The sequence below is a fragment of the Treponema sp. OMZ 799 genome (assembly GCF_024181365.1).
Taxonomy (GTDB): Bacteria; Spirochaetota; Spirochaetia; order Treponematales; family Treponemataceae; genus Treponema_B.
In genome coordinates, this window is sequence record NZ_CP051301.1 from 1,668,829 (window position 1) to 1,684,830 (window position 16,002).

Consider the following 16,002-nt stretch of genomic DNA (forward strand, 5'->3'; position numbering starts at 1 on the left):
AAATTTACTTTGCACATCCCTAAAAATTGTGCTATACTGTTTATGCTTAACTTTGGAGGAAGTATGAACAAAAATAGATGGACCTTCGGTCTGGGTACTATAGGACGCGATATGGTTTACTCATTGATAAGCATGTATCTTATTTTTTACATGACAGATGTAATCTATGTTCCTACAAACGTATTGTGGAGCATTACGGTTATTGTCCTTGCAGCCCGCATTTTTGATGCCTGTAATGACCCGATTATGGGCTTGATAGTAGATAATACCAAGACCAAGTACGGAAAGTTTAAGCCTTGGATAGCCTTCGGTGCCCTGACCTCGGGGATTTTAACAATACTTCTTTTTACCGATTTCGGGATTAAGGGCGGGGCCTATGCTGCCATTTTCGGTATTATCTATCTTTTATGGGGCATGACTTATACGACAAACGATATAAGCTATTGGTCGATGCTTCCTTCTTTAAGTGTGGATCAAAAGGAAAGGGAAAAAATAGGCGCCATTGCCCGTATTTGTGCAAATGTGGGGCTTTTCTTTGTTGTTGCAGGAATAGTGCCCATTACAACCGCTTTGGGCAATAAGACGGGAAGTCTTGCCAAAGGATATTTTTTCTTTGCAATTATGGTTACCGTGATTATGTGGCTCGGTCAGATTATAACCTTAATCGGTGTAAAAGAGCCCGAAATAACAAAGCCCCAAAAGCATACCTCCCTAAAAGAACTTTTAAGCGTTATCGTAAAAAACGACCAGCTCCTTTTAACGGCAATAGCCATGACCCTCTTTATGATAGGCTACATGACTACAACAAGTTTCGGCCTCTACTTTTTTAAGTACGCTTACGGCGATGAAGGTATGTACTCCGTATTTGCGGTTATTCTCGGCCTTTCCCAAATTTCAGCCCTAATCATTTTTCCGCTTTTAAGTAAATTTTTTGTAAGGCAGAACATATATACGGCTTCCATAATAATGGTCTTGGCGGGCTACCTCATCTTCTTTTTTGCACCTGTAAATACCATGCTTTTTATAGGTATTTCGGGCGTTTTGCTCTTTGTGGGCCAAGCCTTTATTCAGCTTATGATGCTCATGTTCCTTGCCGACTGCGTTGACTACGGCCATTGGAAGCTGGGCAAGCGGAATGACAGCATTTCGTTTTCGATTCAGCCCTTTATCAATAAGCTTTCGGGAGCTATCGGAAACGGCATCGTAAGTGCAGTCGTCATCCTTTCGGGAATCAAAGAAGCTTCATCCGCCGCCGAGGTTACAAAGGAAGGCCTTTTGATGATGAAAAGCGCCATGCTCGTCTTTCCTCTTTTTTGCATTGTCGGCAGCTACATCCTCTACCGCCTCCGCTATAAAATCGACGAAAAAACCTATGCCCGCATTTTAACGGAACTTGAAGAGCGCGGAGAACTGGTAAGGAAAGAGTAAATTTATCATATTTGCAAATAATTATATTGGCATTGTAAATAATTATACGTACAATATAAATATATTTTAAGACAATGGAGATTTTCTATGGCTCAAATAAATGTTAATATAAGAATGGATGCTGACATAAAAAAAGAGGCCGAACAGCTTTTTGATAGTTTGGGAATGAATATGACAACGGCATTTAATATTTTTATTCGTCAATCGTTAAGAATCGGCGGTATTCCATTTAAAATTATGAGTGACGAAAAAGATTTTTATAATAAATATAATCAGGAAAGACTAAAAGCAGCAGCTGAACGGATGAATCAAGGAAAATATATTGTGCATGACACAATAGGTATAGAATAATTGGTAATCAAATACAAATAATTCAGTGCAAAACTCATTATGGTGAAAAATAATTTGGATAAAGATTCCGATGTAATTCTTATGACCCTTCTTATAATTGAAGACGATGACCGGATACGAAAAGAGATAAAAACCTTTTTTAAGGCGGATTTTGATATTGCGGAAGCCGCCTCGATAAAAGAGGCTTTGCCCCATCTTGATTCGGATATTGTACTCCTCGATTTAAACCTTGCAGGGGAATCTTCTTTGCCGCTTATCCGCAAAATAAAATCGGCTTGCATAGTTATTTCGGTTCAAGATGATGAGCAAACGATTGTCAAGGCCTTGGAAGAAGGTGCTTGCGACTATGTAACAAAGCCTTTCAGCCTCAATGTGCTTAAAGCGCGGATACATGCGATTTTACGCCGGAACAATAATCAGGATATTTATTTGAACATAAAAAACGGAGAGCCTTTAATCCTCATCGATAAAAAAGAAATTATATTGACAAAAAAAGAGTATCAAATAATGAGCCTTTTTTTAAATAATTCGAGTACGGTTCTAACGCGCAGCCTTATTTTGGAACACATTTGGGATAGGGACGAGGCCTTTGTCGAAGATAACACGCTGACCGTTACGATGAGCCGCCTTAAAAACAAGATTGGCCGCTCAAGGATAGAAACGGTAAGGGGAATAGGCTACAGGTGGAAAGGTTAGCATGAGCGGCTTAAAAATACGCTTTGCCGTTTATTTTTGCATTTTGGCGGCTCTCAGTTTTTTTGCTTACAAAAACTTTCAGGCAAAATATACGGCTTCTCTTTCCGCCGTATTACAGTATCTTCCCAACGAGAAAAAGATTGAAGCCCTGCAAAAAATAAAGACGGAGAGCATACGGACAGAAGACATAAAAACGGAACTCCTTGAAAAACTCATGTATAGGGAGGACTACTCCTTTTTTTATCTTATGCTCTGTGCCGTCTTTGTTTTGATTTTGATTTACACGGAAGTTATCTTTAAAGATGACGGGAGCGGTATTCAAAAAGAAGCCTTGCGCTCCGTCTTTAACCGCTTTTATAAAACTCCCGATTCCAAAGGTTTCGGCTTAGGTTTAAACATCGCAAAATCCATTGCCGAAAAAAACAACGGCACCCTTTGCGCTTACAACGAAAACGGTGCCGTATTTAAATTTACGTTTTATAAAAGCTAATTATTTACTTCCTCCGCTATATTCATGCCTTGAAAGCGTTTTGCGCCAAGGCGGAAAAAGAGGTAGACGGCGGAGGCGATGAGGACGGTAAGAGCTGCGAGCACAGGATAGTTCATATAGATTAAAAAGCGTTTAAACGTAAACGAAATGCTCAATGTTCCGTACCAAAGCGTTAAGCCTGTACAAAGCGGCACGGCATACAGCACCGAGCGCAGCATAAAATAAAAATAGTCGCGCATAAGTAAGGCTTTTAGTTCCGCCTCCCGAATGCCGTACGATTTGAGCAAAAAGATTTCGCGCTTGCGGCGGGCAAAAAACATGTTTACGGCAGCGTACACGGTAGCAAGGGTAATCAAAGTGCAGACGGCACATACCGAATACAATAAAAGGGAAAGCACATCGGATTCGGACTTATTGGCCGAGCGCAATTGTTCACCTTCAACACTAAACCGCTCTTCTTCCTGCACATAATTTTTTAAAAGATTGCTATAATAGTTTTCATCGGCAAGCGGAGTGTTTTTATGCTCTTCGGTGCGGATATTCATAAAATATTGAGTAAACGTATAATCGTATTCGTTTTTCGGAGTAAAATGTTCATGCAAAAGCCGATCCAATTCTTCTGCCGGAATAAAGACCACCGCATCATAGCCGCTTGCAATTTCGTTTCTATCGTCTAAAAAATCTTGGGGAAGTTCCATAATGTATTTTTCGACAACGAATTCTTTTTCCGCCATATCACTGCCTGTACTGCCGATTCCGTACAGAGTTATGGGAAGACTTTTTACGCTTTCGTCAAAATAGGGAATGTATTGAGCATTGGAAACCTCATCTTCAAAATTTTTGCGGACAGAGTTAAGCACCACAATTCCGCTGTAATCGCTGTGCCCCGTTAACTTTTTAAAATCATCGGGCAAAAGGCCGGTAAAAAACACCGAGATAACCGCCTTACCGTTTTCTCTTTTAACAAGTTTACCTTCCGCCTTTTTATAAAAACCTTTCTTTTTAAATTCGTCCGACAAAAAAGTTTCGGGATACATAAACGCATATTTTTGCGTGTAAATTAAATAATCTTTTTTATCGAGCTTGTCTTGCAGGCGCTGAAAGGGCTCGGGGATTCCTTTTCTGTGGGTGCGCAAAAAAAGATAAAAATTATAGACGCTCTCAGTTTTCCAATAATTGCGCTCTACATGAAGTCCCGTTTCCATAAGCAAAATAAAAAAGATGAGGCTAAGCGAAAAGGTAACAAGGGCGGTACTCGCCTTAAAAAGAGTAAAGTTGTTTTTGCGCAATTCTTTTTCAAGGCTTTTTGCCTGCCTTTTCCGTTTCTCTTTTTTAAGCTCAAAGCCGCCTTTTAGTGCTTCGATAATGTCCATGCGGGAAAGCTTACGGGCGGGAAGGCTCGCCGAAAGCGCAACACAGATAAAAACAAAGACTCCTGCAATAAGATTCATCGTTATACTGAAATTATAGCTCGAAACAATTTGATGTTGAGCGTTTTTCTCTGTCCCCTTTATAAACTCGATAATAAGAAACGAAAGGATATTGCCCGGAATAAGGCTGAAGAAGGCCGCAGGCAGGGCTTGCTTTAAGGCTTCTTTTACCACGAGTTTTTTGAGCTGTTTACGAGAGGAGCCTATACTCTTATACATTGCAAGCGTCCGTATCTTATTGAAGGCCCAAATGCCGTAAATATTTTTAAGCATCAGCACAAAGACGAGAACCGTTCCCACCGCAAGATAGAGAGGAAAAAGCATTACCGTAAGGATTTGCTCAATAGAAATTTCATTTCGGTCAAAGGCTCCGTAAACGGAAAGAAGAAGATCGTTTACAAAAAAGATGTCGCGGTAGTCTTCGGTTTCAGGTTCTATTAAAGAAGCGAGGTCTTTTACGGTTTTATAGCCCTTCCATTTGTTTGCAAAAACAAAGGCTATGTTTGCGCTCTTTCCGTCCTCAAATGCATCGCCTAAGGCCCGTGTTTTCACAACAGGGTTTGCCGCGACGGTAGTCCTGTTATTTTTAAAAATACCGGTAATGGTAAAGGAGCGCTCTCCTTCAGGACGGAAGACTTCGCCTTTTGCAGGATATTCTCCCGCAGGCACAATCCGCTCATTACCTTCTTCGGTGCCGGTTTCGCCGGAAGTTTCGCTTTCGGCTGCCTTTCCCCCTTCCTTTAACCGCACAATGCGCTTCCCCGCGGTTACGCTCACTGTATCGCCTATTCCAAGACCGAACCTTTCTTTAAATTCCACGGAAATTATCAGCTCCGTGTTGTCTTTCGGAAAGTTTCCCTCAATCAGAGCATCGCGGGTGAGCATACTGCCTTCCGCTTCTTCAAGTGCGCATAAAACACCCTCATGCTGAATCGAAATCAAATCCCGAATGATGTAGGTTTCCTTGACGTTTTTATGGGCTGCAATGAGGCTCCGCACCTCCTGCTTATAAGACTTGCGTGTAACCGCATCGTAGGGAAAGCGTTCTTTAAAATAAGCAATCCTGTTTGAATATGAGGAGTAAGCTATATTTACAAAGAGCGAAAAAAATATGCCCGTCATCGTAACGGCGAGGAGGACTGCCCCGTTTTTTTTCATATCGCAGTTTTTTATACCGAATCTTTTCATACAGCCTCGTCCTTTACAATTTTTCCGTCCGACAACTCCACAATCCGCGATGCGGAAAGGGCGAGCCTTTCATCGTGAGTTACCATCAAAACGGTTTGATTATATGTTTTATTTGCATATTGAAGGAGGCTCATAATTTCATCGGTGTTTTTGCGGTCAAGGTTTCCCGTAGGTTCGTCCGCCAAAAGGAGGGCGGGAGAATAAATGAGGCTCCGCGCAATCGCCGCCCGCTGCTGTTGTCCTCCTGAAAGTTCGTGCGGAAAATTATTTAGCTTATTTTGTATGCCGAGCTTTTCGGTAAGATTTATCAGCCTATCCTTATCGATTTTTTGCTTGTCAAGCACAAGCGGCAAACTTATGTTTTTTTCGATGGAAAGGTTCGGAATAAGGTTATAAAACTGGTACACAAGCCCGACCTTCCGCCTCCTAAAAAGAGCAAGTTCATCTTCAGAGTACTTCGAAATATCTTCGCCTTGAATAAAAATCTTCCCCGAATCGGGCGAATCCACCCCGCCCAAAATATGAAGGAGGGTACTTTTCCCGCTCCCGGAAGAACCGACAATCGCAACAAACTCACCCCTGTCAACCGAAAGACTCACATCATCAAGGGCTTTTACCAGCGTATCGCCCGTACCGTAGGTCTTACACACATGTTCAATCCGTATAATTTCCATAAAAACCTCACAATAAAAATAATAAAAATTTCTTTTTTCGGTTAAGACAATAACATAGAAACCTTACATTTATGTGACATTTTTAAAGATCTCTATTAACTTGACAGTTGCATATTTTTATTATAGTATAAGTCAATATTTTTTGTATCTTAAACAATATATCATTATGACTAAAACTAATTTTGAGCCTGTTGACGGCTTATGTCTGACTCGTTATCCTCTTTTTTTTATTCACGGTATCGGCTTTAAAGATAATTCGAAATATTATTCTTATTGGGGTAGAATAACCGATTGCCTGCAAAATCACGGGGCTAAGGTATTTTTCAGTAACCATGACCGTATAGGAACAATACATGATAATGCCGTAAAAATTAAGGAAAAACTTGATTATATTATTAAAACCGAACACCTTGAAAAGGTGAATATTATAGCTCATTCAAAAGGAGGAATTGAAGCCCGGTATCTTATTTCTACTCTTGGAGCTGCAAAGTATACGGCTTCACTGACAACCTTTGCAAGCCCTCATCATGGGATTAAGGCTATAGATGCTGCCTGCCGCATACCCCTTTTGATGTCTGCTTTTAATCCCTTTGTTAATGTATGTTTTAAATTATGGGGTGATAAAAATCCACAATTTAAAAAGACTGTAAAAGAATTAGGCGCCGAAGATATGGAAAAGTTTAATGCCGAAAATAAAGACAATCCGCATGTACTGTATTTCAGTTATGCTGCAAAAATGAAAAATGCTTTAAGCGATCTTATATTTTTGTTGAGTTATCCGATAGTTAAATTTACGGATGGGAATAGCGACGGGCTTATCCCTGTCGAATCCGCAAAATGGGGTATTTTTAAGGGAATAATAGAAAGTGAAGGAGGAAGAGGGGTTTCACATTCCGATGTGGTAGACATCCGCCGCTCTCCGATTGGTAATCTGGATATTACCGATATCTATGTAGAACATGTACACGAACTAAAAGAGCTCGGGTTTTAGTTTATTTCTTTTGTTAGGTGTTCGCAATTGTAATATTTTACATATCCAGATAAAGCCCCAAGGCTGTCCCCTTTTCTATTATATCAAGGGCAAAGGTCCAAAGTTCCTCAGAAAAGTCTTTTATAAACTCTTTTTTATCGATGATTTGGGATTTTTTTAAATTCTTTTTGATGATATTTCGGTTATTGGTATAATAATGATTTAAAAGAGGCTGTAGGTTATCCAAGACTGCCGCATATTGGGCTTCCGGTGTTTTGCGCTCTTCGAATTCCAGCCAAGTGTTCATAAAGTCTTCTTTTTGGTCGTCAGGCAAAAGAGAAAAAATTTTATCTGCAGCTATTTTTTCATTGGTCTTAGCTTCTTCTCTTTTTTGACTATCGTACAAAAAGGTATCGCCTGCATAAACTTCAACTATGTCGTGAATTAAAAGCATCTTGAGGGTGTGAAGAAGGTCGACTTTTTCCTTACAGTATTCCGCAAGGAGAAGAGCCATAACGGCAATATGCCAAGAATGTTCGGCACTATTTTCCTGTCTTACTCCTCCGATTATACCGTTTTGCCTGTAAACGATTTTTAATTTTTCAAGCTCAAAAACGAAGCTCATCTGTTTTTCCAATCGTGAAACACTCATTTTGTTGCCTTACAATAAAAATAGCCTTAAAACTTTTTTTAATTATCCGAAATAAATTCCCTGTATTTGTCGGGATTAACCCTAAAGGCTACTATAGGGTCATCGTTATTCTTTATCGCCCTGTGTACCGCTGCCTGAGCTTCTTCTATCATCCTTCCGGAAGAAATAAGGCGTGAAGTTCTAGTGGTAATTCCTATCGAAACCGATTTCGATATATCGTATTCGGTTAAAATACTCTTCGTGCCCTTATATATTTCCTCAGCCTTTTTCATAGCCTCGTCCAAATTTGTATCTTGAAGGATGGCTGCAAAACCGTTGCTGTCAAATTCAAAAATCATATCTCTAAATTTGATAAAGTCTATTAAAAGAGCTGCAATCTTTTTTCCTATCATGCTTTCGAGGCTGAAATCATCAAGTTTCATAATAACCAAGGCTATATCCTGTTCTGATGATGCTGCCCGCCGTAATTCCGATTCCAGATATTCGGGTAAATATTCCTGCCAGCTTATTCCGGTAATGGGGGAGTAAAGACCTCTAACCTTTTCTATAGCTTCCGGATTTACAGCATCGAATGCTGATGTATTTTGAATGTCCGTATATTCTTCAGAATCGGAGCTTATATAGGCAATATCTTTTTCTTCCTTGTAATTAGATCCTGTTCCGGACTCATAAGGAAATTGCTGTGTAATTTTTAAATTATCCAGATCTTCAAGGCCGTATACTTCCTCATCTCCTGCGGTTTTAATATCTTCCATAGATGTTAAACCAGCTTCATCCTTTTCTTTTGGTTCGATGTAATCATGAGGATAAACTTCTTCTCTCAGTTCTGAATAATATTTATTTTCTGATGCTTTAGGACTTAAGTCTTCTTCATCTTGAATACGGTCTTCAAAGGTTCTTGTATTTATATCTGCATATACCCTGTCTTGAACATGAGAAAGATTTGTAAAAAGAATTATGATTATTGTTAAAATTGTTACGGCTAATATTATAAAAAAAGCACTTCTTATTCTCAAATAGATTACTGCCGGTTTTAATGTCGGGATAGAGGCAGTCAATACAAGCTCGGTATCATAGCTTTTCATTGTTTTTACATTTATTTTTCCGCTATGATTTTTTATAAATAATGAGGCCGGTTTTATAATAAAATTACCGCTTTCATCATAGCTTATCAGGTTAGAATCCTTGGGCCAAGAAATTACAATACTTTTATTAGGTTTGGAAATAACAAAGGCTTTAATTTCCAGCTCATCCGCAAGTGAATACAATCTTTGATTATATTCACTTTGGGCAAAGTTTTCTTTTTCAGACGAGATTATAATTTGTTTCGCAAAATAAGCAAATGCGGATTTTGCTTCCTCTGCACCGGTATCGGAATCCTTTATAATCCCATACACAAACCATGAAAATGTTCCTACTATAATTAATAAAGCTATTGCGGCATATATGCCAATATACATCTTTTTCATTAACTTACAGTATACTCCAGAATTTGAGATAGTACAAGTTCTAAATCGGCAAAATCCGAGATATTTTTAGATAATCTTTTACTTAAATATGCAAAATAAGGTAAAAGAGCCGTTGTTAACATTTTCTTATCCTTCAAAGCCGATTTTTTTAACCGGCTTATAAAATCTTCATATGGAAATATTGAAAACTCCTCGTTTTTCCATTGAGGGGTTGCCGAACGGCAAGGCGAATGGGCTGCCGAATTAAGGTTGATTGCCGCTTCAAAAAAATCCTTATATCCGTCTAAAAGAGCTGTCGTATAAGTGATTTTTCCGTTTTTTTCCGTTTTTTTTACCTCTGTCCTAAACATCAGCTCACAAAATTTTGTTTCTAAGGATGAAGTTTTAAAAGAACTTTTTTCAAATTGATTGGAAAGATATGTTCCGTTTGCATAAGCCTTGCCTTCCGTATAAGCAAAGTCCAAGCCTAAGAATTCTAAATCTTCAAATCCGAGCGAAAGGGCTGCCGACCTTGCCGCAAGGGCAACCGTACCGCTTGAAGTTTCCATATAAGGGAATGGAGAAAAAAATGAGGCATATTGAGCAAAGGGATGGGCACTTTTTGTAAAGAAAAAAGAGTTGCCGTTTTTTAAGAATTCCCTCGCAAGAATCGGGTTCGAGCAAAGGTCAAATATACCTACGGCGTTTTGTGTAAAAGGCTTAAAGCAATGAGCGTAAGAAATATTTTGCGGGTCCATGCTTACAAAAAAATCGGCTTCTATTCCTGCTGAATTTAAAACAGGAAACGCCGTATCTGAAGCAAAAAGAACAAGTGAATCCCTGTATTTTTTTATATTTTCCAAGGCCGGCTCAAGACCGGGGCCGGCTCCTAAAACATAGGCTTTTTTACAGGGATCTGTTTTAGGGATTATCGGGTTTATCAGAGATGCTGTCTTTAAATTCTGCATAATGTTCCGCATCCATATCTTACCGAAGGCTGCCTGCGTCGAAATATCTGCCTGTATCTTTTCTAATGAGGTTTGAATTTTATTTTCGAATTTTTTTGTTTTATCTTTGTAAAAATCTTCCCAAGGCCTTAAAATTCTTATCTCAAAATTGCCGTGTATGACAGGAATATAGGTATTGATAAATTCTTTTTCAAAATTTTCCGATTCCAATGGAGGTAAAAAAGATAGGTTATTATTTAGAATAAGACGTGAAAAATCTATTAGTTTAAATAAGCTTTTAAAATTTGAAAAACTTGCTTCGGTTACGGCACAGTGCTTTAGCTGAAAATTGTTTAAAAAAAACTCTATGTGAATGCCTGCCCCCAATCCGCAAAAAAGCACAAAATTTTCGTTTCCCGTAAAAAACCTTGATGCTTCTTTTGCCGGATCATATTTTGAATGAAGGAGTTTTCCGTTTTTTAACAAGGGAAGAGAATGGCCGGTTTTGGATATCTCCGTATCGGAAGAGTAATCCGAGCTTTCAGTGGAATTGATAATATCTTCTGCAAGTTTTAAATTTATTTTTTTTAATGCTTCTATATTTTTATCAAACAAATTCATGGTTTAAGCCTTCTAATTTGGTTTTCTAAAAAGGAGCTTATTTCGTTTTCAAGCTTTAGTTTAATTTCAGCTTCATTGCACGTATCTTTTTCTTTTAAAAATATCATATAATTTTGAAAAGAAATAAATTCGCATAGTTCTTTTTGGGGACTGTTTAATTCTTTTTCCTTTGCGCTTATTTTTATTTTATCGAAAAAGGTCTCAGTTTTTATTTCCTCTTTTATGTTTTGGTAAATCTCCGAAAGCAGGGCTTTTTTTTCGTTGAGAGATTTAAATCTCAAAGTTTTTGATTGCTTTGCCTGAATATTTTTTTTATTTGCATTTTCTTGAGTTCCTACCTGAGCCTTAAAATCTTCCCCGTCTATTGATTTTATATTCCCTATGGGAGAAAGGTTTTGTCCTATTCTAAAAAGCCGTTCAGCCCTCGGCTTAGGGAGCCGGCTAAACCATTTTTCGTAAGTTTTTAATGAGCGCAGATCAAAATTCGATATGGCTGCAAAATTGGATACAGGATCTAAGCGGCTTGCTTTAATTTCTTTTTGTTTTTGACTTTCATGGGGTGAACAATGAGAAAAGCCCTTTGATTCCTTTAAATCCAAGCCTGCAATAAAAATTTTTCCTCTCGTGTTGTCTAAGAGAAGCTCTATTGCCGTACCTGATACCGTTCCGTTTCTTTTTGCAGGAAGAGGCTCAATACCTAAGCTTGCAAAAAAAAGACTTTCAAGGGCTGAGCCGTAACTTAAAAAAAGCGAGTTATTGTTTTTTAGAATGTGGTAAGGAATTTTTGCTTCCAATGGGAAGGCTAAGGCGGTTTCTTTAAACCTCTTATCATTTAAATATTTTAAATGATTGGCAGCCCAAAATCCGCCGTCAGTCGATATACATAGATCAAGCCTCATATTGCGGCTTAAGACAGCCGGCAGTGCAGATGCTGCCGCCATGTTAAATATTCCGTTTATATTTTCAGAGTAATTATCCAATACCTCATCTAAGCTTGGGCCGGCCCCTGCAAAAAAGCAAGGTACCTCATGTCCTAAATTCCTTTCTTGGAAAAAATCCCTGTTCACAATTCTTTCGGAATATATAAAGTTATCGCCCATGTTTTTCAGCCATCTTTTTCCGAAAAAGCTTCTTGTAGCTATTACGCTTTGTATTATCTTTACGGCTTCGGATATTTCCTTCCATACCCAAGAAGCCGAATCAGGCCAAACCTTTTCTGCCGGCTTCCAAGGCAAAAACAAGGTAGACGATAAAAATTCATCGGGAATATTATTAACCAAAAAAAAAGACGGATTTCCTGAAGCGGGTCTCCAAACCCTGTCCCAAAGTTTATCCGAGTCCAAAAAATAATTATCCGTGTACCTCATTGCAATCAATTTAGCTTTAGTAAATTTTTTACGTAAAGCCGAGGCAAGATAGGATTCGCCCGGTTCCGTGATAACGATAATTTTCGGACTTCCCTGTATTGTATCTGAAAACCTCTCTGCCTCTTTTTGAGGGTTATAAGAAGAGTGTAATTTAACTTGCTTTATCATTTATCACGGCCTTAAAAAAATCTTTTATCTCGTTTATATTTTTTGAGGTTCCTGTGTAGTCCATCAAAATTTTAGAACAGATGTCTTCTCCATAAATCTTAGATAAGCTTGCCGTTATTTTTTTTGTGTAAATATCCATAGGCAGGGTTTCTGAAGAGAATATAGATGCATAAAGACAATTGTCCATACCCAAAATTGCCATATTGGATTTACCTATCAGGTTAAGAATTTTATTTATTATCGAATAATAAAGGCTTAGTTTATTTAAATCGCTTTGCAGTGTTATCCTGTCAGGAAAAACATGAAAAAATGCGATTGTCAGTAAATGGGCCGTATTATTAAGGTTTAGGGCAGATTTTATTTTAAGCATTATTGTATCTGTGCCGTATTGAAAGGGATATACAGGTCTTGCCGTTTCTATAATCTGTTTATATTGATCATAGTATGGTAAAAAATCGCTTACAAGCTTATCTGCTTTTTTAAAATCAAAGGATTCCCTATAAACATCTTTTTGCGATTTAATTAAAAATAAAAAACTTCTATTTTCTTCAACCTGATATAAAATAATGTCTGTGATACTTATATACTCCTGAGAAGAAAAGAAATTCTTTATCGATTTTAAATCCTTAGTTGTAAGGGAATACCGGTTATCTTGCTTAAAATCAAACCCGTCTATAATGCTTGAAGGTATCATGCACCTGTGAAAAGTAGTTATATCCACATTTTCGACAAAACACAGATTATAAAAATCTTCATTGGTTTTTACCAAAAATCCGCCCTTTTCTATATGAAGATTTTTAAGCAGAGAGTGAAAATTATTTTTTGCATCAAAAAAAGGTGAATGAGGCCTTTCAGTCGGTGCTCTTGGGGGCTGATAAGCTTTTATGCTTACAGCCTCCGCCTTCTGCCTCAATCCCATTAGGATATCCCCAGCTCGTCAAAAAGTCTTTTATAAGTATCAAAGTATTCCGACTTTGCAAACTCTTCAATTTTTTCTTCAGGCAGGCTTTCCAAGAGCTGATCCATATAAGTTAGAACAGACTTGATCTCATCTTTTAAATGAATAGGTAAGGTCTCTGTTTGTACTTTTTGCTCTTCGGCTGCACTCTCATCAAGTTCAAGTCTAGGGATATCCTGAGCCGCTAAATCAAGTTCTTCCGGTGAAAATACTGCATCTTCATGGTGTTCGCTTATTGTTTCAGAGATATCCTCTGATATCGACATATCTTCAACGTCTTCAGTTTCGGTTTCCACGGCTTCGGAAGATAAGGAACTGTCCTCCCAAAGAATTTCATCGGATTTTTGAATATCTTTCTCTATTGCGTTTTCAGATTCTATATCTTCAAAATCCAAAGCCTCATCATGGCCTTCTTCAATATTTTCTGTAATGGCTTCAAAACCGCTGTATTCATCACCTAAAGGAATGCTTTGTCCGTCAGGAAGTTCAAGTTCGGTGATTTTGAGGTCAAAGTCTTCTATGCCGTCTGCTTCTTCGGTATTTGAGTTTTCTAAATCAGATTCATCTAAGACTTCTTCTTCTAATTCTAAAACAGGGGTTTCCGTTATATCATCCGACATAAAGTCTTCAACTTGAATAATTTCTTCGTTTTCTTCATCCGGTTCATCTTCAATGTTTAGCTCTACATCTTCGTCAAGATAGCTGATATCATCCGTCAAATCATTGATATGCTCAGGTTCTACAGCGTTTAATAGGTCCTCGTCGGCAAAAATTTCATCATCATCTTGACTTTTTTCCTCTTTATCATCATCGAAAAAGGCTTCATCGATTTCGTCCAATGTTTCAGGAATTTCATAATCTTTTTCCGTGTTTTCTTCCGTGAAATCAGCCGTTATCAATATATTATTAAGCTCATCACCTGTAAGGGCGATTGTTTCATCTCCGTCATCATCATTAAAGAATCCGTTTTTATCGCTCTCTGCTACATCATTTAAAATGCTATCGGTTACGGTATTTTCTTGAGACTCTGAGCTGTTTGACTCTTCCAATTTTTGTTGGGTTTGAGCCATTTCAAATTTCATATTTGCGAGTTCATTTTTGATGTTTACTAATTCGCTTGCAATTTGGATTAAGATTTCGGTAGCCTTATCGTTTGCAAGAACATTGGATTGTGATGCTGCCGGTTGAGGCTTTTCTATAAATTCTTCCGGTATTTCATGATTTCCTGAGTCTAAAAGATCATTTTCAAGGGCTTCAATATCGTCAAAAAACATATCGCTGTTTTCTTCAACAACTTCCTCTATCTTTTCTTCCGGCTCTGCCGTCTCTCCCATAACACTATCCAGCATTGAGTCAAAATCATCAGCGGCTTCAACCTCTTCCATTTTTTCTTCCATCTCTGCCGGAGAAGAGTTGGCCATAATTTTTTGATTTTCTTTTCGGATTTCGTCTATATTACCGGCTTCTATTATGGTGCTCTCTATAACTAAGCCGTCATCATCTTTTTTTTCTTCTTCCGTATTTTCAGCATCTTCTGCTTCTTCAAATTCGGAAATATCGCTGAATATTTCGACATCTTCTAAGTCTTCATCCGTTCCCATAGTTTTACCTGCAAGAGATGTTATATCCGAGTATTCGTCTATGGTAATGTTAAGAGGAATTTCATCAGTTAGTTCTTCTACTTCTTCTGCATTATTTTCATCATTAGCTTCAAGTTCGTCTAAAATGTCATCAAAGTCGGAAATATCTTCAATTGTCCTTTCAGGTAAATTTTCAATATCTGAAGTTTTATTTTCTGTTGAGATTTCGCTTGCATCAGGTTCATCTGAACTTATTTCAAAGCTTTCGTTTCCTTCAAAATCTATGGCATCGCTTTCCTTTGTTTCCAAATAGTCTTCGTCAAAAGAAAGATCAAGTTTTATATTGTTATCAGGTTCAAGGTTTCCGTCTTCGTTTTTATCCTCAGTTTCATCATCCGATTCAAGGGCTTCAGCATCGCTTAGGAAGTCGTCTAAATCGAGAGTTTCAAAGTCATTTATATCGGATGTTATTTCTTCAGATTCAGTTTCTTCTTCGGCTTTCGGCATTACATCAAGACCGGTACCAAAACTATCATTTTCTTCTTCATCAATTACTACAGCATCAGATTCATCAAAAATATCGAATTCATCCCCAAAAATATCGTCATCAGAAGTAACACTTAAATCTTCAATAGGTTCTTCAGATTTATTGCTTTCTTCATTTTCGATAGTTTCAAAATTATTCAATGTTGTTAATTCTTCGAACTCTAAGGCATCATCCGGATTATCTAAATTTATGATATCATGGTCGTCAAATTCCAATACGTCTTCTTCAAAAGGATCCTCAGCAGTGTCATTTTCTATAGGCAGCATACTTTCATAACTGTCTTTATGTTCAGGTCTTTTTTTTACCCATACACCATACATATCAAGATTTGAATCATCTTCAAGTTTTACCGGAAAAACCGAATCATCCGGTTCTTCAATTTTGTTAAAATCTAATGCCATGCTATTCTCCCGTATAACTTATATCTATAATTATACTATATATCGACAGAATTTGTAAATAACCTAAATTATTTAGTCGAAATAAA

Annotated in this window: 13 protein-coding genes; 5 read left to right on the plus strand and 8 right to left on the minus strand. The window is 37.8% G+C overall.

The window, feature by feature from the left end:
- Positions 1-63: 63 nt before the first annotated feature.
- The 4 genes from E4O04_RS07550 to E4O04_RS07565 all read left to right on the plus strand — a co-directional run bounded on the left by E4O04_RS07550 (position 64) and on the right by E4O04_RS07565 (position 2,965).
- Positions 64-1,428, plus strand: coding sequence for a glycoside-pentoside-hexuronide (GPH):cation symporter (locus E4O04_RS07550; RefSeq protein WP_253707159.1), 1,365 nt, complete (start codon positions 64-66; stop codon positions 1,426-1,428).
- Between the two features lie 87 nt (positions 1,429-1,515).
- Positions 1,516-1,779 carry a type II toxin-antitoxin system RelB/DinJ family antitoxin gene (locus E4O04_RS07555; RefSeq protein ID WP_253707160.1) on the plus strand — a complete coding sequence of 88 codons (264 nt, stop codon included), beginning with the start codon at positions 1,516-1,518 and terminating at the stop codon, positions 1,777-1,779.
- A gap of 39 nt (positions 1,780-1,818) precedes the next feature.
- The gene (locus tag E4O04_RS07560) at positions 1,819-2,475 is read left to right on the plus strand and encodes a response regulator transcription factor (protein ID WP_253707162.1); all 657 of its coding nucleotides are present in this window, start codon (positions 1,819-1,821) and stop codon (positions 2,473-2,475) included.
- 1 nt (position 2,476) lies between these two features.
- Entirely contained in the window at positions 2,477-2,965 is a 489-nt protein-coding gene (locus tag E4O04_RS07565) for an ATP-binding protein (RefSeq protein ID WP_253707164.1), read from the plus strand.
- On the opposite strand, the gene E4O04_RS07570 is transcribed toward E4O04_RS07565, so the two are convergent.
- Positions 2,962-5,583 carry an ABC transporter permease gene (locus E4O04_RS07570; protein ID WP_253707166.1) on the minus strand — a complete coding sequence of 874 codons (2,622 nt, stop codon included), beginning with the start codon at positions 5,581-5,583 and terminating at the stop codon, positions 2,962-2,964. The two genes, E4O04_RS07565 and E4O04_RS07570, sit on opposite strands and share 4 nt — an antisense overlap.
- The gene (locus E4O04_RS07575; RefSeq protein ID WP_253687957.1) at positions 5,580-6,257 is read right to left on the minus strand and encodes an ABC transporter ATP-binding protein; all 678 of its coding nucleotides are present in this window, start codon (positions 6,255-6,257) and stop codon (positions 5,580-5,582) included. The genes E4O04_RS07570 and E4O04_RS07575 overlap by 4 nt, the downstream gene beginning before the upstream one ends.
- A gap of 166 nt (positions 6,258-6,423) precedes the next feature.
- On the opposite strand from E4O04_RS07575, the gene E4O04_RS07580 reads away from it, so the two are divergent.
- Positions 6,424-7,248, plus strand: a complete 825-nt coding sequence (locus E4O04_RS07580; protein ID WP_253707168.1) for a lipase family alpha/beta hydrolase — start codon at positions 6,424-6,426, stop codon at positions 7,246-7,248.
- Positions 7,249-7,285: 37 nt separating this feature from the next.
- On the opposite strand, the gene E4O04_RS07585 is transcribed toward E4O04_RS07580, so the two are convergent.
- From E4O04_RS07585 to E4O04_RS07610, 6 genes are read right to left on the minus strand one after another with little or no spacing between them, the layout of a single operon-like run.
- Entirely contained in the window at positions 7,286-7,879 is a 594-nt protein-coding gene (locus E4O04_RS07585; protein ID WP_253687955.1) for an HD domain-containing protein, read from the minus strand.
- Between the two features lie 38 nt (positions 7,880-7,917).
- On the minus strand, positions 7,918-9,348 hold the full coding sequence (locus E4O04_RS07590) for a diguanylate cyclase domain-containing protein (RefSeq protein WP_253687954.1): 1,431 nt from the start codon (positions 9,346-9,348) through the stop codon (positions 7,918-7,920).
- The gene (locus E4O04_RS07595; RefSeq protein ID WP_253707170.1) at positions 9,348-10,895 is read right to left on the minus strand and encodes a motility associated factor glycosyltransferase family protein; all 1,548 of its coding nucleotides are present in this window, start codon (positions 10,893-10,895) and stop codon (positions 9,348-9,350) included. Before E4O04_RS07595 ends, E4O04_RS07590 begins: the two co-directional genes overlap by 1 nt.
- Positions 10,892-12,430, minus strand: a complete 1,539-nt coding sequence (locus E4O04_RS07600) for a 6-hydroxymethylpterin diphosphokinase MptE-like protein (RefSeq protein ID WP_253707172.1) — start codon at positions 12,428-12,430, stop codon at positions 10,892-10,894. The genes E4O04_RS07595 and E4O04_RS07600 overlap by 4 nt, the downstream gene beginning before the upstream one ends.
- Complete coding sequence (locus tag E4O04_RS07605) at positions 12,414-13,349, minus strand: hypothetical protein (protein WP_253707173.1); 936 nt, start codon at positions 13,347-13,349, stop codon at positions 12,414-12,416. The genes E4O04_RS07600 and E4O04_RS07605 overlap by 17 nt, the downstream gene beginning before the upstream one ends.
- Complete coding sequence (locus E4O04_RS07610; protein WP_253707175.1) at positions 13,349-15,916, minus strand: hypothetical protein; 2,568 nt, start codon at positions 15,914-15,916, stop codon at positions 13,349-13,351. Before E4O04_RS07610 ends, E4O04_RS07605 begins: the two co-directional genes overlap by 1 nt.
- Between the last annotated feature and the right edge of the window lie 86 nt (positions 15,917-16,002).